We start from the raw sequence: 20,500 nt of genomic DNA, 5'->3' as shown, positions 1-20,500 counted from the left end.
AACACCTTCGGCGTTGTGAGTTATAGGGATACGCATCCCCCCAGTCGGGCTTCGCCCTTCACTGGGGGTTATTCAAATTCAATCCCTTCGGGATTTCTTCCGAACATGACTGAGTTAAAACCCTGGGCTAAATCGAACGCACTTTCAGTGCTTTCCTATTACTTAATATTTAAGAATAGCTTTCTGTTCAACCTCCTTATTACCCGAAACAGGTATCAGTGTAAAGCCCCAGTTATACTCCTGGTCGGCATAGATGGTGCAATCGGGTTCCTGACGGGCACCCCAACTATCGTATCCGGCAACGCCGTACTGCTTCATATCTACACAAACCTCTACAAAGTTACGTGGAGTAATATCGGCAGCGTGTGTATGTTTGGGTAAACGGTTGCGGGCATATTCCACTGTTCGGTTGGCTTTTTCAAACGGAGTAAGGTTGCGGAACTGGTAAGGAGCATCGGCCTCTTCGCTATCGAAATCTTCGATAGAGTTGCGCAACGCATTGAATCCTATTGTATTGTCGGCAGCAATTAACAACCCTTTTCCGGCTGTGGTTTGCAAGGCCAGCCAACGGGTATCGGTATGATGACCGTTCTCTTGCGGACGCACATACGGGTAGTACATATCGTCGGCAGTGGTTTTATACAATCCTACATGGGTGCTCATATAGCGGTCTATGTAGTTTTCTTCGGGGCCACGGCCCAGATATTGTACCTGATTCATAGATGCAGGCAAGCGGAAACGCATACCGATACGAGGCACTTCCAAACGTTCGGCTTTCTTTTGAGGTTGTCCGGCAGGGGCTTCTACCGATTGAGTTGCTTCTAGTGCCAGGATATTAACCTCCATTTCTACCTTTTGAGCTTCGGTGTATGCCGGGGTAAATTTAACAGCTGTATGTACAACTCCCGATGGATAAATTTTGTAGGCAACAATATAATTATTGCCGGGAGTCAATGCGTAGTCAACTGTCATTACCACTGTGTTACCAGCTTCTTTGGCCGAGGCGGTAGCTACTTTTAGCTCCTTACCTGCTTGTTTCCATACTTGCAAACGAATAGGGGCCAGGTTGCCATAATCGTTATCATTAGGTGCACGCCAGAAGTTGGGGCGAATACCAAATCCATCTTCAAAAAACTCTTGTCCGTCTACTTTATAAGAAGTAACAATACCGGTTTGTTTATTCAATTCGAAGTACACCTTCGAAGAACTTACAACCAGCGTATTTCCCGAGTCGGACACATCCAGTTTTGGTCCGCTGGCGTTGGTGTATGCTTTCTTATCGGCTTTTATTGGTAATTGGAACTGATCGTGTGCAATTACATGACCGGCAGGAATCAATGGTTCGGGCTGTAGGGTTGTTACTTCAAAATTCACAAAGTACTCTACACCGGGTTTTGCTTTCAGTTTATTTACTGGTATGGTTACAAAGGTTGAATCTTGCGGAGCAACTGTTAGTGGCAATGTTGCTGTACTGATAACTTTACCGTTTTCCAGTATTTTGTATGTAAACTTGTATTTTGACAGGTTGGTAAAATAGAAACGGTTCTTAATGGTGATCTCGCCTTTATCCAGATCACGGGCTTCAAATCCAACATTTTGATGCGCATACTTAACCTCTGCCATTGCAGGATGAGGGTCTTGATTGGGACTGATAACACCATCGGCCACAAAGTTTCCATCCGATGGCTGATCTTTACCAAAGTCGCCACCATACGCCCAGATGGTTTTACCGTTCTTTTGCCAGGTTACAGCGTGGTCAATCCATTCCCAAATATATCCACCTTGCAGGTTGGGGTATTTGTAGATTTCTACCCATTGGTCGTAAAGATTACCGTTGGAGTTACCCATAGCATGCGAGTATTCGGAAGGAATATAAGGGCGGTTATTTGCACTTTTCACCCGGCGACCGTTTTTGCCATAGTAAGCAATTCCACCGGCCGAAGGATATTGAGGAACAATCATATCGGTATTCCACTCTTCCAAAGCACGTTCGTAACATACCGGACGCGCCATGAGGTCTTTATCCAATTCTTTAACCATTACATAACCGTTGTAAAAGTTGTATCCGTTTCCGGCCTCGTTACCTAACGACCAAATGGTTACGGAAGGATAATTCTTATTGCGTTCGAACATAGCCAGCCAGCGCGATTTATGACTTTCCAGGTAATCGGGGTTATGTCCCAGTGTTCCTTTCAGTGCACTTTCTGTTTTAGATTCGCCTACTTCGTGCCCCAATGTTCCCATGCGCATATCTTCCTGATAAATGGTATAACGCATACCGTGCGATTCAATATTTGCTTCATCGTATACATATAATCCGTATTCATCGCACATTTCATAGAACTTGCGGTCTTGTGGATAGTGGCTGAGGCGCACAGAGTTAATATTGTGCAGTTTCATCAGTTCGAAGTTGCGACGCATTCTTTCGGGGGTAATGTAATGCCCGTCTTCGGATGTTTCGTGTATGTTTACTCCTTTCAGTTTAATGGGCTGACCGTTTACAAAGAAAAGGCGCATTGGTTTGCCATTAAGCATTTGGTCGGTGTCTTTTATTTCAATACGGCGGAATCCTACCCTAAAAGGTACTATTTCAATGGTTTTACCGTTCTCCTCAACTGTCATTAATAGCTTATAGAGGTTGGGATGTTCGGATGTCCATGTCTCTACTCCGGGAAAGTTCTTATTGAAGTTGGCTGTTGCAACACTTTGGCCTGCTACCTCAATGTTTTGAGTTTCTACAGCTACTTCTTTTCCGTTACGGTTCAATAATTGGTATTTTACCGATACGCTTTTAGGTGCGGTCGAAGTATTTTTAATATCCACACCCAGTTTAAAAATACCATCTTTATAATGATCGTCGAGGGTAGATACTACGCGGAAATCTTTGACTGCGGTTTTGGGTTGCGACCAGATAAACACATCGCGTTCAAGGCCACTAACACGTAAAAAGTCTTGTGCTTCCAGCCACGAACCGGTACTCCAACGATATATCTTAAGGGTTAACACATTCTTTCCCGGTTTAATGTACGAGTTGATTTTAAACTCGGCCGGGTCCTTAGAATCTTCGCTGTACCCAACTTCCTGTCCATTAATATACACATACAGTCCCGATTTGGCAGCGGCGATATGCAGATAAAGATCCCGGTTTGTCCAGTCGGCCGGAATTTCGAAGTCTCTGCGGTAAACCCCTACCGGGTTTGCTTCGGGAATCAGTGGTGGGGTAGGTTTGTAAGTATCCCATTCGTAGGGTTGGTTTACATAGTAGGCTTCGCCAAATCCTTGTAACTCCCAGTTACCTGGTACTTTAATATCGTTCCAGGTCGATACATCCTGATTAGCATCGGTAATGTTTGGGGGTAATTGTCGTTGATCGTTTGTAAAGTAGAACTTCCAGGTTCCGTTTAACAGGTAATAGTACTTACTGTTTTCGTACTTCAGTGTCATAGCATCCTTGGGGTTGTCGTAGCTCATAAATGTGGTACGTGGATACTCTTTATTTACACTAATTACATTGAGATCGTTCCAGTAGGGCCGCTTCTCGTCTGCCTGCATTGTGGGAGATACTCCAAGCGAAGTAAATGCCAGTAAACAGGCCATTAATTTCACAGATGATTGTTTCATGATTTATGGGTTATTTAGAATTACTATTCATTGTGCGAAGATAGCAATTTATAGAATATAACAATTCATACCCATCTAAATTACATTTAACTCCCTTGCCGCTACCGTTTATAGACCTATGGTTAACATTACTGATTAATTTATTATGCAATTACCTCTAACTTTGAATCGATCCAACAGGACCAAATTAACCATTGATATTTAACCATTAAACAGTGTACGATGAGAAAGACATTTCATCAAAAACGCATAAAAATCTATTTATGCAGTATTGCAATGGCAATATTACTTCTTTTGCCTGCAATAAGTCTTTGGGCAAATCCTTTACAGAGCACAACAATTACCGGTACGGTGACATCGGCAAGCGATGGTGAACCGCTTATTGGTGTAAGTGTGGCAGTAAAAGGAACCGGAAGCGGTACAATAACCGACCTTGACGGAAAATATTCATTAAGTGTAACCTCGGGTGATATCTTACAATTTTCGTATGTAGGATATGTGATTCAGGAAATTACATATTCGGGGCAGCAAGTAATTAATGTAACGCTTAGTGAAGATGCCGAAATGCTTGACGAAGTTGTAGTTGTAGGTTATGGGGTACAGAAAAAGAAACTGGTAACTGGTGCTACCGTTCAGGTAAAAGGCGAAAACATTGCCAAACTAAACACCACCAACCCACTGCAAGCTATGCAGGGACAAACTCCCGGAGTTAGCATTTCATCTACTTCGGGCCAGCCGGGTAGTGATATGAAGGTAAGCATCCGCGGTTTGGGTACAGTAGGAAACTCAAGTCCACTTTACCTGATCGACGGTGTAGGGGGCGATATATCGACACTTAACCCTGCCGATATTGAAAGTATCGATGTATTGAAAGATGCAGCCTCGGCTGCTATATACGGTGCACAAGCTGCTAATGGCGTAGTGCTTATTACAACAAAAAGCGGTAAAGAAGGAAAGGCGCAAGTTACCTTCGATGCTTATTATGGTGTTCAAAACGTGGCTCGTAAAGCAAATATGCTGAATGCACAGCAGTACATGACTATTATGGACGAGCAGGCACTGAATAGCGGTAACGCGGTTTACGACTGGGGCGGCTATACTTCTATTTACGATGCAAACGGAAACGTTTACAATACAGACTGGGTTGATGCAATGTTTAAAGACAATGCTACCACCGAGAGTTATACACTTGGAATTTCAGGTGGTTCGGCCACTTCAACGTATGCTATCTCGTTGGGATATATGAATCAGGAAGGTGTTGTAGGTGGAGCCGATGTTTCTAACTACGAACGGTATAACTTCCGTATTAACTCTGAGCACAAACTGTTTAACAACTTCCTGAAAATTGGCGAGCAGGTAAGTTTTGTATATAAAAAGAATAATGGTATTGGAGTAGGCAATCAATACAACAATACGTTGAGGGGTGCTTTTGGAACTTCGCCTATTGTTCCTATTTATAGCGATAACAACAAATATGATTCTCCGTATAACGACACTACCGATAGTGATTGGAACAAAGGTGATGGTAACCCTTACGGGCAAATGATGACCAATACCAACAACGAGAACAAAACAGCAACATTCAACGGTAACCTGTATGCCGAAATAGAACCCATAAAGAACCTGAAACTGCGTACTGTATTTGGGATTGTTTATAACTCGAGCGAATACAGAGACTTTAAACCCTTATATCGTTTTAGCCAATACACCTATAACGATACACGCACCGAAGTTTCACAAAACATGAATCATGGTTTGGGTATGACGTGGACCAATACGGCCACTTACGATTGGACAATCAACGAACATTCTTTCAACGCATTGCTTGGTATGGAAGCTTATCGTTACGAGGGTACTTATCTCAGAGCTACCAACGGTGGCTTGAAAGAAGGTTTCGATAGCTGGCAATATGCTTATATAAATAATGGTACTGCTTCTTCCAGCACCGAAGGATTGGGTGCATCGGGTAATCCGCACGACGATAGTCGTAGTGTATCTTATTTCGCCCGTTTAGGTTGGAACTGGAAAGAAACTTATATGGTAAACGCAACCATGCGTGCCGATGGTTCTTCTCGCTTTGCCAGTGGAAACCGTTTTGGTTATTTCCCATCTGTTTCGGCAGGTTGGACAATATCTAACGAGGCGTTTATGGAGAATACTCAATCGTGGTTAGACTTTTTGAAGATACGTGCCAGTTGGGGACAGGTGGGTAACCAAAACATCAGCAACTACCAATACCTGGCTCCTATTAGAAACACCAACACACACTACCTGTTTGGTAGCGGATATGGTGATGCCGATGCTGCCAGCCAATTGGCCAGCAACTGGGGTGCATATCCAAGCCGCTTGGCTAATCCAAATGTGAAGTGGGAAACTTCCGAGCAAACCAATATTGGGTTCGATGCCCGCTTCCTCAACAGTCGTTTAAGTGCAAACTTCGATTTCTATCTGAAAGAAACCAAAGACTGGCTGGTCGAAGCTCCTATTCTTGCTACAGTAGGTGCTGGTGCACCTTATATAAATGGAGGTAGCGTAAAGAATACAGGGGTTGAGTTAGCATTAACATGGAACGACCGTGTTGGAAAAGACTTTAACTATACCATCGGGCTGAATGGTGCTTATAATAAGAATAAGGTAGGCCAGATTCCAACAGAAGATGGTATTATTCACGGTTCTACCAACCAGCTTTACGACAATTCTGCCGAATTCTACCGTGCAGAGAACGGTAAACCAATTGGCTACTTCTGGGGATATAAAACAGCTGGTCTTTTCCAGAACACACAGGAAATTGCAGATTGGATTGCAGCTGGCAATGGTGTACTTCAAAGCGATGTACAACCCGGTGATGTGAAATACATTGATGTTAACCACGATGGTGTAATCAACGATAATGATAAAGTGAATCTGGGTAACGGTATGCCCGACTTTACATTCGGTATCAATCTAGGGTTCGATTACAAAGGTTTCGACTTCTCTATTCTGGCAAATGGTGCTGCGGGTCAGCAAATTGTTCAGTCTTACCGTAACCATACAGGTATTCAGGCAAACTATACAACTGCCATCCTCGACCGTTGGACAGGCGAAGGTACAAGCAACCGCATCCCCCGTGTTACCAATCAAAACATTAACTGGCAGTTCTCCGATCTTTATGTACAGGATGCTGATTATATGCGCATCAGTAACATAACTATCGGTTACGATTTCTCAAGATTACTGAGAAAGTCAAGGATATTCAGCCAGGCACGTGTTTATGCTCAGGTACAGAATGCCTTTACATTTACTAAGTACGATGGTATGGATCCCGAAATTGGTTATGGCCCTGAGGGAGATGGTGGACAAGGCTGGGCATCGGGCATTGATATCGGTTATTACCCACGTCCGCGTACTATTCTTTTTGGTGTTAATCTTAAGTTTTAGTTAGTAGTTAGTAGCTAGTAGCTAGTAGTTAGTAGCTAGCAGTAAACCATCTATTAACTAGTAGCTAACTTCTAACTACTATCTACTAACTACTAACTACTATCTACTAGCTACTAATAAAAAATTATGAATAAAATGAAAATCAACATATTAGCAGGTGCCCTTTGCTTAAGTTTAGGAATGGGTATGACTTCCTGCCTCGATAGTTTTCTCGACGTATCGTCGAAAACAGAGTCAAATACAGAAACTTTTTATAAAACAGAGAATGATGCCTGGCGTGCCTTGATTGGTTGTTACGACGGATGGCGTCAAACCTCTTCGGCTATGGCCACTGGCTTCTATCTGGGTTCCGAAACCATGAGTTACGAGTGCTTTGGCGCAACCGGTAATGCCGATGGACGCGGTTATCAGGCAATAGACCGTTTTGATATCTCACAATCGCCTTCCGATCTTAATCTGTACGAAGCCGATTGGAAAAACTATTATGCAGCTGTTTATCGTTGCAACGAACTTTTGGCACACGAAGAACAGATTGAGTGGAAAGATACAGACAGCAAGCACACAACATATATAGGCGAATGCCGTGCCATACGTGCACTGCTCTATTTTGATATGGTTCGCCTGTGGGGCAGTATTCCCTTGTTCGATGCGCCGGTAAACGAAAACCGTCCGCAATCTGATGCTTCCGAAGTGTTTGCACTGATCTTTGAAGATTTGAAATATGCCATGACTAATATTCCTGCCAATGCTTATCCAAAAGCAAATGCATCAAGCAACGATGGTCATGTTACAAGATATGCTGCCAGTGCTCTCTTTGCACGTGCATACCTTTATTATACCGGTTATTACGGAACCGAACCAACTGGTGCCAGCAAGGCAGAAGCTTTGGCTGCTGTAGAAGAGATCATCTCTTCGAACGAATACCAGTTAGTTAGCGAATTCAAGAACCTATGGCCTGCCGCATCGGCCGGTGTTGCCGAGGTAGCTGATATGGAAACGCTTTATGGTACTTATGCCGGCGACGGTAACAGCGAAACCGTTCTTGCCATGAAGTTTACCAGCTCGCAGGATTATGATGGAAACAACGACGGCAACCGCTGGCAGGTAATGGTGGGTATGCGTTCGCTCAATGCTGCCCCTTATGGAAAAGGCTGGGGAGGTTTAACAGTTAATCCGGCTTTTGTTGACGAATTTCCAAACGGAGATACACGCCGCAGCGCTTCTATCATTGATCTGGAAGGTGAAGGTATTACTTCATCAACCGATTTTGCAAACAGCTACAAAGATCAACGCGAATATACCGGTTATGCTGTGAAGAAATATTCTCCTTTGTGCTTTGCCGACGGAACTTCTGCTTCGAAAGAAGATGGTTCGGGCGATTTCCAAACCTCCAATCATCAGGATTATGTTATTATCCGCTATGCGGATGTATTGCTGATGGCTGCCGAATTGGGAAGCCCTAATGCACAAAGTTACTTCGATGCTGTTCGTAAACGTGCTTACACTACCAATGGCGAACTCTCTTCCGGTTATTCGCAACTATCGGTAACAAAGGAGAATATTATGCAGGAACGTCGTCTTGAGTTTGCGTTCGAAAGTATTAATTATTGGGATTTGCTTCGTCAGGGAGTAGATTATGCAGCTAACAAACTGGCACTTGAGGCCACAACCTTCAGCGGTGGTAGTGCCGATGTAATAAAGATCAATGCCGACCGTATTCGCGAAACGAAAGGTCTTAGCCAGATTCCTTATAACCAAATAACATTGGCTAATGGTATGTTAACACAAAATGCCGGATGGTAATTGGTAAGGTAATAACAATTAATATCATGAAGAATATGAAATTAAAATCTTATATATATACACTTGTAGCAGGCATGGTATTGTTCAGTGCTTGTACGCCCGAAAAGTACGATTTGGGTAAAACTACTTATGTGGCCGATGATTTGGTGCAGGGCATAGCTTTTAAAGTAACTCCCGATGCCCAGGACCCCAATACTATACATCTGCAATCGCTCATTACCGGTGCTACCCCTCTTTGGGAAACACCACAGGGCCGTTCGCAAAGTGCAAATATGGACATTGAGTTACCTTTTGCTGGCGATTATGAAGTAACTTTTGGTGTGATGACTCAAGCCGGCCCGGTTTATGGAGCACCCTACAAGTTTACAGTTGAAGCTAACAACTTCAATATGCTTAGCAACGAAATTTGGAGCAATCTGGCAGGTGGTGTAGGCAAAACCCGTAAATGGTTACCTATGGATGGCAATTACGGTATCGGAAACTGTACAGGTCCGGTAATGTATATGAGTCCTACTGATGTGAGAAACGATGGTTCGAATAGTTCCGATTTACTATTTGGCGGTTCAAACTGGGCGCCTAACTGGGATCCTGGATTCCAATCGTGGTTAATTCCGGCCGATGATCCTTACATGAGTTCGTATATGACCTTCGGCCTTGATGCTGCCAATGGCTGTACCGCTCAGGTATTTCGCAACGATGGCAGCGGTGGTACTATGATGAATGGTAAATTCAGTTTGAACCTTTCGGATCCTAAACGCCCAACAATTACGTTCGATGGTTGCTACTCTCTGCATAATGCCGGCTTCGACGATGTTTGCGACAATTATGCAATTAATCTGCAAATTATTGAATTAACACCTTACTTGCTTCAGATTGCTACCATGCGTACCAATAGCGAAGGGGCTTGGTGGCTTGTTTGGAATTTCATATCAGAAGAGGCTCAACAAGATCCTTCTTTGATTCCAACTGATGATCCGGGTTTGTTGCCAACCACTCCGGTACAAGAACCGGAATACAGCAACCTAAGCGAATTGCTCTTTACCATTGTTGGTTCAAATGCTTCGTATGTAGCTACAGCAACCACATTACTACTCAATGAAGATGCTCCTTACGACTGGATGTGGTGGAACAGCGCAACTGGTAAATGGGAATCGAATGGTTTCGATGGTGCAGAAGATTATTCTTCTACATGGACTCCTACATTTGCCGATGCCGGTGATTTTGCAATGAACCTCTCTACAACAGGCACAGCCGGAACCTACTCTTGCGAACTTGAAACGGTTGCCGGAGGTACAGCTACCACATTTACAATTGCAGGTAATAAAATTATTTTTGCCGACGAGGTATCTTTACTCTCTGCATCGAATGATTATACAACAATAGATATTAAAGGGAAAGAATTCACTGTAATGGCTTGTTCGCCTGATGATAGCCAGGTTGTATTAGGAATTCCGGCAGGAACAGATGAAACAGGTGCAGTAAACCGTTATCTGTGTGCCAACCTGATTATTAAACCAATCACATCCGAATCGGGACCTACTGTAATTGCTGTAGATAATTCCAAACTGAATTGCTATGTAGAGGCTTCTAAGTATTTCAGAATTGAATTCTATAACCCATGGGGTGATAAAGAATGGCCACTCGACATTGCTAAGGTAAAAGTGAAGAAGGATCAGAAAATTGTAATCAAGTTCAATGTTAGCGGAATTACCTGGAACGAGGGTGCTAATCCTAAGGTAGCATTCTGTCATAACATTGGCGATGGCCTTTGGGAACCTGCTTGTTTTGATGACGCTTCGGCTGTGAGCCTGAACAAAAGCGGTGAAACAACTGTAACATTTACCAATACTACCGGAGCCACTGCAAACTTTGCCACTGCACCAAGCTGTGCAACTATTGCTATGCAAATTGATGGTTTGGTTTCTGCTCCTCTACTCGAAGATGGTACATTCGATGCTTCGGCAGTTACGGTTCAAGTTACTTCAATGACCATTGAATAATCACCTTAAAGACATTTAGTATATATGAAGACAAAAATATATTTAGGAATACTATCACTCATCATGGGGCTTTCGTTAGCCTCATGCGAGGACGATAATTACGCAATACATACTACACCTGTATTGAACAACTCGTCTGTAGTAACAGGCTCATCAGAGGTTACAGCCACTACAGCTACTTTATATGGTACGGTAGATGGTTTAAACAACATGGCATCTAATGCGTATGCAGTAGGATTTATGTATGGCTTTACCGAAGGTAATCTTGAAGAGAGTGTTACAACTACGCTCGAAGATGGTGCTTTCTCGGCAACACTTAATAGCTTGCAAAATAACGCTACCCTCTACTATCAGGCATTTGTGCGTTTGCAAGGTAAGGTATATTATAAAGGCGAAGTGAAGAGTCTGGTAACAACCAATGCCAAAGTAGCTACCAAATCGGCAACAGCAGTCGACTATGCTTCGGCAACATTGGGAGGAACATTGACCGACTATCCAAGTGATGCCACATGTGGTATTGTAATATCTACCTTGCCCAATGCCGAAGCCGTTCGTAGTGGTTTAATTGTAGAGAACACAACCCTCTCGGCTGATTTTGGTATTCAACGTAGCGGTTTGCTTCCCAATACAACCTATTATTATGCAGCTTACCTTAATTTAGGTAGTGGTATTATTTATGGTGATGTAGAAAACTTCACTACTGCTGGTTATGAGTTCGATCTTGATAACGACCTGGTTGATCTGGGACTCTCTGTTAAATGGGCACGTTTCAATGTAGGTGCTAAGAATGCAACCGACTTTGGCGGACTTTTCGGCTTTGGCGATCTATCCGGTTGTAACAACAGTATCAATGTTGGCGATTATCCAACAACAGCAGATACATACAAAACAGCCTACGATATTGCCAATGTAGTGTATAGTGGTAAAGTAACATTGCCAACAGCAGCCGATTTTGAAGAACTGTTTGCTATTTGTACCTCAGAGTGGACCGAACAAGATGGTGTAACAGGATTTAAGTTGACTGGTCCTAACGGAAACTCCATATTCCTTCCTGCTGCAGGTTCACGTACAATGAACGAAGTTACCGATCAGGGTGCGAAAGGAATCTATATGACAGGCACAGTGAATCCATCGAATACCGATTTTGCACTGAGTTATGAATTTACTTCTGCTATGCAGAGTAAAACTACAACAGCCCGTTATCAGGCAATTGCTGTTCGTCCGGTATCAACAGCTAAGAATGTAAAATTCGAAAAAGAATTGCTCTATAATACTTGGGAAATCGACTTAAATACGGATGGCTCTTATTTAACTTTCCCGGGACCTACTTACTTCTATGGTATGGACGATTCGTGGGCAACTGTAACCAATGGCGAACCCGTTGTGGGCGACTCGTGGAACTGGGCTGCCGACTTTGCCGGTAACTCATGGGCGGTTGGCGGAAGTGCTGATAACTGCCGTGGTTATATGACTTTCCTGGAAGAAGGAGGTGTAAACAAAGTAATTGTTTCGCAAGTTACTGCCGAAGGTACTTTTGTTGAGAAAACAGGTACATTTACTATTGACGAGGAAAACAAAACCATTACACTCGATGTAGACATTCTGGCTCCAACCAATTATGTTCCAAACTTTGTAGATAATAAGAAAACAGATATTAAGATTCTTTCTCTGACAAAATCATCCATGCAGCTTGCGGTTGTACGTACCGATCCTTCGCAGGGCCCATGTTTGCTTAGTATTAATTACATTCCGCAGTTAGAGAAATATGGAAACAACCATTAAACAATTCAAAATGAGTTTGACACTGATAGTATTATCATTTGTCTCTTTACTAACAATAGCTTGCTCCGACAGCAAGGATCCGGTAACACCCGAAATTACTGTTGCCAATCCGGAAATAAAAATCCCTAAAGCGGGAGGTACAGAGACGCTTTCTATCAAGTCGAATGTAACATTAGAAGTAAAAAGTAACGATGAAAGCTGGTGCCACGTGGCACCAGCCACATCTGCATCGGCCACCATTTATAAGTACACAGTTACTATAGATGCTAATCCAAATACCAAAGAGCGTTCAACTACAATCATTATAAAAGGTGGCAATATAACCGAAACCGTTAATGTACTGCAACCTGCTAACGATGGATTGATTATACCACAAACAACATTTAATGATATAGCCGGAACAGGTGCCGATATTGAAGTGAAACTTACTACAAACGGCACAGTTACCGCTACTTGTAACGATAGCTGGATTACCAAAGCACCCACCCGTGCTATGGCAGAGCAGGTAATGACTTTCAAGGTGGCTGCCAACTATGGCGAAGCCCGTACAGGAACCATTACCTTTACATTGGGCAATCTTACCGAAACGGTTACTGTAAACCAGCTTGCCAAAGAAATTCCCAATGCAGGGATGGAGAGTGATGCTTTGGTATTAGCTGCTAAAATCTATGCCGGCTGGAACATTGGTAATACACTCGAAGCTTATAATGGTGAAACACCCAGCGAAACAGCCTGGGGTAATCCAAAGATAACCGAAAGCTATGTAAAGCGGATAAAAGAACTGGGTTTCAATGCCGTACGATTGCCTTGTGCCTGGAACGGTTACATCGTAGATGAGGCTACTTATAAAATTAAAGACAGCTGGCTCGACCGTGTAAACGAAGTGGTTGGTTATTGTGTAAGCAACGATATGTATGCTATTGTTAACATCCACTGGGATGGCGGTTGGCTGGAAAACAACTGCACACCCGGCAAACAGGAAGAAAACAACAAGAAGCAAAAAGCATTGTGGACACAAATTGCCAATAAACTGAATCATTACGACGAACATCTATTATTTGCCGGTTGCAACGAACCCAATGTAGAAACTGCCGAACAGATGGCCGTATTGAAAAGCTACGAACAAACATTTATTGATGCCGTACGTGCCACAGGTGGCAACAACGCTGTACGCAACCTCATTGTTCAAGGTCCGAAAACCGACATTGAAACAACAGATAAACTGTTTGATATGCCAACCGATGTTGTTAAGAATCGTATGATGGTTGAAGTGCACTACTACAACCCATGGACATTCTGCGGTATGGACAAAGACGAAGACTGGGGCAGAATGGCTTACTTCTGGGGAGATTACAAAGTAGCCGGTTCCGACCGCAACGCTACTTTCGGCGACGAGGCTGAGATGAAAGCCCTCTTTGCCCGCATGAAAACAAAGTTTGTAGACAAAGGTATTCCGGTTATCCTAGGCGAGTATGGTGCAATCACTCTTCATTCTGATCTGGGCGAGAATCAGGAAGCACACAATTTGTCGCGCAACCAATACGATGCAACAGCTACCCGCGAAGCTAAGAATCATGGTTTGGTTCCTTTCTATTGGGAAACAGGTAGAATTATCAATCGTTCTACAGGCGAAGTAAAAGACAACTATGCCTACGATGGAATTATGAAAGGAGCAAAAGAAGGGAAGTATCCGTATTGATGTTCATTTCAGATAGAAAAGGAATAAAACACAGAGTCACAGAAACACGGAGCTTTTCCTTGTGCTGAACACGGAGGCTTCGCTTTTGTCGTACAATAACTCAAAATAGGCCAACGGCCTACGATGAAGGATATCACATGGAATGCGAGGCTGTAAGCCTCGGAGCTTTCTTACAAATACGCTTCGAGGCCTACAGCCTCGCATTTTCATGTAACATCATTGCGTAGGCCGTTGACGCTAGAAGCTATAAGGCCGTTGGCCTATTTTGAGTTATACGACAAAAGCGAAGCCTCTGTGTTCAGCACAAGGAAAAGCTCCGTGTTTCTGTGACTCTGTGTTTTTATTTTAGTTCACTTCAGCTCCTAACAACACTAAAATTCATCCCCTCCCAGAAGTTTAAAACTCGAAATTTGCCAGCACTGCCAGCACACAGCCACTTATGTATTTGATTAGCAATTAATTAAAGCGTGCTGGCAAAGTGTGCTGGCAAATATGATTACAATTTGCCAGCACACGCAAACATGCATGAAACAACTAGTTTCATTTTTGTTTTGTGCAGTGAAACAAGTAGTTTCCTATATAGAAAACAAGTTGTTTCCTACATAGAAAACAAGTAGTTTCATATATAGGAAACTAGTAGTTTCCTACCGTGAAACCGTTGGTTTCCTACCGTGAAACTGTTGGCTTCCTACCGTGATGCCGTTGGCTTTCTTTATAGAAGCTGAAAATTCTGGCACAAGAACTCCCTTTCCCCAATGTGGAGATAACAACACAGATAACCTGGAATACTTATTAAAAGGGCTCGAATAACGATGTATTATAGCCTATATGGATAACAAACCAATGGTTATGGTATTTTTTACGCAAACTATTTGGCGGTTTAAAATATTATCCGTTCCTTTGTTCGCGTAAAACCAACACAAACAAAGTTGTTATGATCAATCAAAACCAATATATCTACGAATATCCGCGTCCCGCAGTTACTACGGACTGTGCAATCTTCGGCTTTGACGAAGGTGAGTTGAAGATACTCCTGATTGAAAGAGGCATTGAACCTTACATTGGCGAATGGGCTTTACCAGGTGGTTTTCTTAACATGGACGAAGATGCTGAAACCTGTTCCCGGCGTATATTGAAGAAAGAAACAGGTTTAGAGAATATATTTATGGAACAACTTTATACTTTCTCGGCTGTTGATCGTGACCCACGTTACCGGGTTGTAAGCATAGCCCATTATGCTTTGGTTAAACGTTCGGATTACAACGCTATTGCCGGATTGGATACAACTACTGTTCGTTGGTTTGGATTGAGTGAGGTTCCTAAACTTGCTTTCGACCATAAAAGCGTTCTCAATAAGGCCTTGGAACGACTTAAAGGAAAAATAAAGTATCAACCTATTGGGTTCGAATTGCTACCGGAGCGATTTACTTTGCCCGATTTGCACCGGCTTTACGAAACCATATTACAAGAATCACTCGACAGACGCAATTTCCGGAAAAAAATGCTGTCGTTTGGTATTCTGGTAGATACTGGAGATGTACAACGAGGCGCCCAAAACAGAGCTCCGAAACTGTATTGTTTCGATAAAAATAAATACGATGAGTTATCTAAAAAAGGATTCTATTTTGAATTATAGCAAAAACACAAACACAATGATAGATTTGAATGATTTATACGATAGGGGAATGGAGTTGCATTACATTGCCAACACAGCTTATCCGTTAACCCCAACTTCGGTGAGAGAGTATGCAATTAAAGGAAGCGAAGAAATTCATGGCTTTTTAGAAAAAGAGTATGATAAAGTAAAGGAACTTGCTTTATATTTTCATGTTCCTTTTTGCAAGTCACGGTGTAAGTTTTGTGAGTACGTAGTAGTTGCACCCAATGAAGCCGAAATGAAAGACGAGTACCTGAAAGCAGCATTGAAAGAGATTGAACTGTACAGTCGTATTGTAAGAGATGATACCAAAATTGTTGGTTTCGATATCGGCGGGGGTACTCCCACCGAGTTAGGAGCAGCACGTATAGAGAAAATAACCAATAAGTTATTAAATACATTCAATATTACCAATGATATAACCTGGTCTATAGAAACAACTCCCTATAATGCTGTACACAAATTCGATGAGTTGAAGGATATACGCCAATTGGGTTTCCGTCGTTTAAGTATGGGTGTACAAACGGTAAATCAGGAATTATTGAAGAAAATGGAACGCGAGGGCGATACTCTTCTTTATAGGAAAGCTGTAGACGCTATACGCAAGGCAGGATTTAACCGGTTTAATGTAGACTTGATGTATGGTTTTAAAGAGCAATCTATTGAAGACTTTAAAAGTACTGTTGAGTATACTGTATCACTGGCTCCGGAATACATCACGCTTTACGAAATGAGGTATAAATTAACCCAGATAGCCACAGATGCTTTTAGTGTTACCAGAAACAAAGTAAATCAACAATACAGGGTTGCTTACGAAATATTAACTCAAAATGGGTATAAAGGTAATTATGGTAAAAATACGTTCAGCCGCATTGAAAATGATCATGGAACTAGCGACTATCTAACCAACAGGGTGATTAAAGCTACACCTTACTTAGGGCTTGGGGCAGGTGCACAATCTTTAGGCTTAAATTATCTGGCATACAACCAAGGTGCCGCCACTAAGAGTATTATAAAATACATGAACGAGGTTGAAAAAGGTATTTTCCCCATCCAAGATATCTACCAACTTCCTGAAGAAGAGATGATGGCTAAAGCACTGTCGGTAATGTTTTACTTTGGGTTTGTAGACCTGAAAGCTTTTAAACAGAGATTTAACAAAGAGTTTACAGACGTATTCGGAAAAGAAATTGACTATCTGAAACTATGGAACCTGGCAGAAATAGACAATAATCAATTTATGGTAACCAGAAACGGTGTTGCTCACTTAAGTGGCGTAATACCTATGTTCTATTCAGATAGAAGTAAAAATGAATTGATGACAATGAATATCGAAAAAATATTGAAGTAATATGAAATACAATACATACAACACAGATTGGTTACTCGAAAAAGTACAGAAAGCCGAAAAGATAGAATACCTATTCTTCTGGGGACATGCCGCCTCAAAAGATGGTTCGGTTACTAAATCTTGTTTTAGTCAGTGGTGGCCGGCAGTATTTACTGTTGATGGTGTTGACTACCCAACCGCCGAGCATTGGATGATGGGGCAGAAAGCACAGTTGTTCAATGATCAGGAGATGTTCGATAAGATTCTGAAAACCAAAACGCCATTCGAAGCCAAGAAGCTAGGTCGCAAGGTGTGCAACTTCGATCCTAAGGTATGGGGCGAAAACTGTTTCAGGATTGTTTGCGAAGGGAATCTGTACAAATTCTCACAGCACCCCGACCTGAAAAGATTCCTGATTAATACAGCAGATAAAGTATTGGTTGAGGCAAGCCCTGTGGATAATATATGGGGTATAGGTATGGCACAAGATAACATAAACATTGAAAATCCCTATTTATGGAAAGGTTCTAACCTTTTGGGATTTGCCCTGATGGAAGTCAGGGATCAACTTAAACAAGAAAAAACATGAAACAATTTGAAATAAGAGCCGATTACGATCGCGAAACAATTATAGTATACCAAGCTTACAGAGCAGAAATAGCTAAACCGGCAATCCGGGATAAAAAATTCAGTTCCCACTTCTCGTACAACCGTATGACATGGATAAAACCGTCCTTCCTCTGGATGATGGAACGGGCAGGATATGGGAGGAAAAGCGGGCAAGAGTATATATTGGCCATACGTATCAAACGGTCGGCCTGGGAATATGCACTGTCGCAAGCAGTTCTTTCTCATCCCAAAGAGGGAGTTTATGCAAGTGGGGAAGAATGGAAGGAACTCAAAGAAACAGCCACAGTAAATGTGCAGTGGGATCCCGAACGGTCAATCAGAGGCGAGAAACTCAATTATAGATCCATACAAGTAGGAATCAGTCGGCAACTTATTAAAGAATATAACGAAGAATGGATTGTAAATATAATAGATTATACTACATTAGCAAATAAAATCTATGATCTTAAAATGAATGGCCACCATGATAAAGCAAAAAAGCTTCTGCCAAAAGAGAAAGTTTACCCTGTATCCGAGGAGATAATGAAACGTTTGGGCATGGACTAATGGAAACTATAGTGTAAGCGATGAATATGGTGAATTTTCCAACTTTGCCTATTATGGATTTACTTTAGACAAACAGTATTGGGCAACTGTTGAACATTACTTTCAGGCACAAAAGTTTTCCAACAAGGCCTATTGTAAGAAAATCCGTACAGCTTCAACTCCCATGCTTGCTGCCACATTAGGACGTGACCGAAAGCAAAAGTTGCGAAGAGACTGGGAGTCAGTAAAAGTAGGAGTAATGAAAATGGCCTTGATAGCTAAGTTTACACAACACACAGACCTGAAAGAACTATTACTATCTACCACTGATGCAAAACTGGTAGAGCATACTGCGAATGATAGTTATTGGGGTGATGGAGGTGATGGAAGTGGAAAGAATATGCTGGGACGGCTATTGATGGAAATAAGAGAAAAACTGCAAAATGAAAACAATAATATATTTAAAAGGTGATGCCACTTCGCCACAAGCAAGTGGAATAAAAATAATTGCTCATATTTGCAATGATATTGGCGGATGGGGAAAAGGTTTTGTACTTGCTATCTCCAACCGCTGGCCCGAACCAGAAAAAGCATACAGGGGATGGCATCATTTAAGGGCAGAAAATAATTTTGCACTGGGTAATATTGAAGTAATAAAGGTAGAACCGTACATTTATGTGGCAAACATGATAGGACAATGCGGCATTAAAACCAGCCGTAGCGCTGGTGTGCCTATCCGGTACGATGCCGTAGAAGCCTGTTTGGATAAGCTGGCCGAAGAAGCCAAGCTGTTAAATGCCAGTGTACACATGCCCCGCATTGGTTGTGGATTGGCCGGTGGCAAGTGGGAAAAGATTGAACCACTTATTGAGAAAACGCTATTAAGTAACGACATAGATGTTTACGTCTATGATTATGAATAAAGATATGAACGAACAAGAAAAAAAACGGATAGGAAAGTTTATCAGTCTTATACTTCGGCATGAACCGGGAAAGATTGGGCTCAAACTCGATGATAACGGTTGGGCAAATGTAGATGAGCTGATATCGAAATGTGCAAAGCATCGGGTATCTTTCACCATGAAACAACTGGAAGAGATTGTAGCTACCAACGATAAGAAACGATATTCTTTTAACGACGATAATACAAAGATAAGAGCCAACCAGGGCCACTCCATTAATATCGATTTGGAGCTAAAGCCTGTAGAGCCACCCGAATACTTGTATCATGGCACGGCCGATCGCTTTCTGTCTTCTATTATGGAGAATGGAATAGTGAAGGGCAGCCGCCAACATGTACATTTAAGTAAGGATGAAGTAACCGCTGTAAAAGTTGGTTCGCGACACGGAAGAGCTGTGGTACTTACCATTATGTCGGGAAAAATGCACCGGGAAGGGATTAGTTTCTTTGTATCCGATAATGGGGTATGGCTCACAGACTATGTCGATCCCCAATATATATCAAAATGAAAACAACATTATACAGGCCAGTAGGCTTAAAAGAATTACAACTAATAATAGATTTGAATTTTAAGGGTTTCCCTCCACGATTGGAGTGGCAACCCATCTTTTATCCGGTTCTTAACCAGGAATATGCCGAACAAATTGCTGAGAAATGGAATATAAATGATGAGTTTTCCGGCTATTGTGGTATAGTAACTGCTTTCCAAATGCCTACAGAATATCTCAAAAAATATGAAGTACATAATGTAGGTGGTTTTATACACAACGAGCTATGGGTGCCCGCAGAAGAACTTGAAGAGTTTAATGCAAATATGATAGGAAATATTGAAGTTAAGAAAGTATTCTTTGGTAATAAGTTTGATGCGGCACAGGAGGATGTTGCAACCAAATTCATTACTACTCAACGATTCTAACCTGAATTATCAGTTGAACTAAAATAAAAACACAGAGTCACAGAAACACTGAGCTTTCGGAAATGCCCGTAGGGCATTCATATCAATAGAAAGGCAATGATAATACTCTTCACAACCCGGTACGGGTTGCATGGTAGATACGATGCAACCCGTACCGGG

The 20,500-nt window shown here is 42.2% G+C and carries 13 protein-coding genes and 1 pseudogene; 13 read left to right on the top strand and 1 reads right to left on the bottom strand.

Annotation, left to right across the window (positions count from 1 at the left end; all coding sequences use genetic code 11):
* Positions 1-162: 162 nt before the first annotated feature.
* Complete coding sequence (locus D0T85_RS19945; protein WP_163215271.1) at positions 163-3,621, bottom strand: glycoside hydrolase family 2 TIM barrel-domain containing protein; 3,459 nt, start codon at positions 3,619-3,621, stop codon at positions 163-165.
* Between the two features lie 222 nt (positions 3,622-3,843).
* Here D0T85_RS19945 and D0T85_RS19940 point away from each other — a divergent pair, with 222 nt between their 5' ends.
* From D0T85_RS19940 to D0T85_RS19880, 13 genes and pseudogenes are all read left to right on the top strand, one after another.
* Complete coding sequence (locus D0T85_RS19940) at positions 3,844-7,038, top strand: TonB-dependent receptor (protein WP_163215270.1); 3,195 nt, start codon at positions 3,844-3,846, stop codon at positions 7,036-7,038.
* A gap of 126 nt (positions 7,039-7,164) precedes the next feature.
* Entirely contained in the window at positions 7,165-8,841 is a 1,677-nt protein-coding gene (locus D0T85_RS19935) for a RagB/SusD family nutrient uptake outer membrane protein (protein ID WP_163215269.1), read from the top strand.
* 26 nt (positions 8,842-8,867) lie between these two features.
* Complete coding sequence (locus tag D0T85_RS19930) at positions 8,868-10,841, top strand: hypothetical protein (protein ID WP_239060774.1); 1,974 nt, start codon at positions 8,868-8,870, stop codon at positions 10,839-10,841.
* Between the two features lie 24 nt (positions 10,842-10,865).
* Positions 10,866-12,623 (top strand): hypothetical protein, encoded by a 1,758-nt coding sequence (locus D0T85_RS19925; protein WP_163215268.1) that lies wholly within the window; start codon positions 10,866-10,868, stop codon positions 12,621-12,623.
* A complete protein-coding gene (locus D0T85_RS19920; protein ID WP_163215267.1) occupies positions 12,607-14,322 on the top strand; it encodes a cellulase family glycosylhydrolase in 1,716 nt (571 codons plus the stop codon). Before D0T85_RS19925 ends, D0T85_RS19920 begins: the two co-directional genes overlap by 17 nt.
* Positions 14,323-15,256: 934 nt before the next feature.
* Positions 15,257-15,958: an NUDIX domain-containing protein gene (locus D0T85_RS19915; RefSeq protein WP_163215266.1), complete on the top strand. Its 702-nt coding sequence runs from the start codon at positions 15,257-15,259 to the stop codon at positions 15,956-15,958.
* A 16-nt stretch (positions 15,959-15,974) separates the two neighbouring features.
* Positions 15,975-17,330, top strand: coding sequence for a coproporphyrinogen-III oxidase family protein (locus tag D0T85_RS19910; RefSeq protein ID WP_163215265.1), 1,356 nt, complete (start codon positions 15,975-15,977; stop codon positions 17,328-17,330).
* 1 nt (position 17,331) lies between these two features.
* Positions 17,332-17,898 (top strand): NADAR family protein, encoded by a 567-nt coding sequence (locus D0T85_RS19905; RefSeq protein WP_163215264.1) that lies wholly within the window; start codon positions 17,332-17,334, stop codon positions 17,896-17,898.
* Positions 17,895-18,485: a DUF4291 domain-containing protein gene (locus D0T85_RS19900; protein ID WP_163215263.1), complete on the top strand. Its 591-nt coding sequence runs from the start codon at positions 17,895-17,897 to the stop codon at positions 18,483-18,485. The genes D0T85_RS19905 and D0T85_RS19900 overlap by 4 nt, the downstream gene beginning before the upstream one ends.
* A gap of 19 nt (positions 18,486-18,504) precedes the next feature.
* A pseudogene (locus tag D0T85_RS19895) lies at positions 18,505-18,936 on the top strand (NADAR family protein); the annotation flags it as partial.
* The gene (locus tag D0T85_RS19890; RefSeq protein WP_163215262.1) at positions 18,908-19,387 is read left to right on the top strand and encodes a macro domain-containing protein; all 480 of its coding nucleotides are present in this window, start codon (positions 18,908-18,910) and stop codon (positions 19,385-19,387) included. The pseudogene D0T85_RS19895 and the gene D0T85_RS19890, both read left to right, overlap by 29 nt.
* Positions 19,388-19,391: 4 nt before the next feature.
* Entirely contained in the window at positions 19,392-19,934 is a 543-nt protein-coding gene (locus D0T85_RS19885; RefSeq protein ID WP_163215261.1) for an RNA 2'-phosphotransferase, read from the top strand.
* Entirely contained in the window at positions 19,931-20,341 is a 411-nt protein-coding gene (locus D0T85_RS19880; protein WP_163215260.1) for an ADP-ribosylation/crystallin J1, read from the top strand. Before D0T85_RS19885 ends, D0T85_RS19880 begins: the two co-directional genes overlap by 4 nt.
* Positions 20,342-20,500: the final 159 nt, after the last annotated feature.

This window comes from Bacteroides sp. 519 (assembly GCF_010500955.1).
In the GTDB taxonomy this organism is placed as follows: domain Bacteria; phylum Bacteroidota; class Bacteroidia; order Bacteroidales; family Bacteroidaceae; genus Bacteroides.
This window is presented reverse-complemented; position numbering and strand designations above follow the sequence as displayed.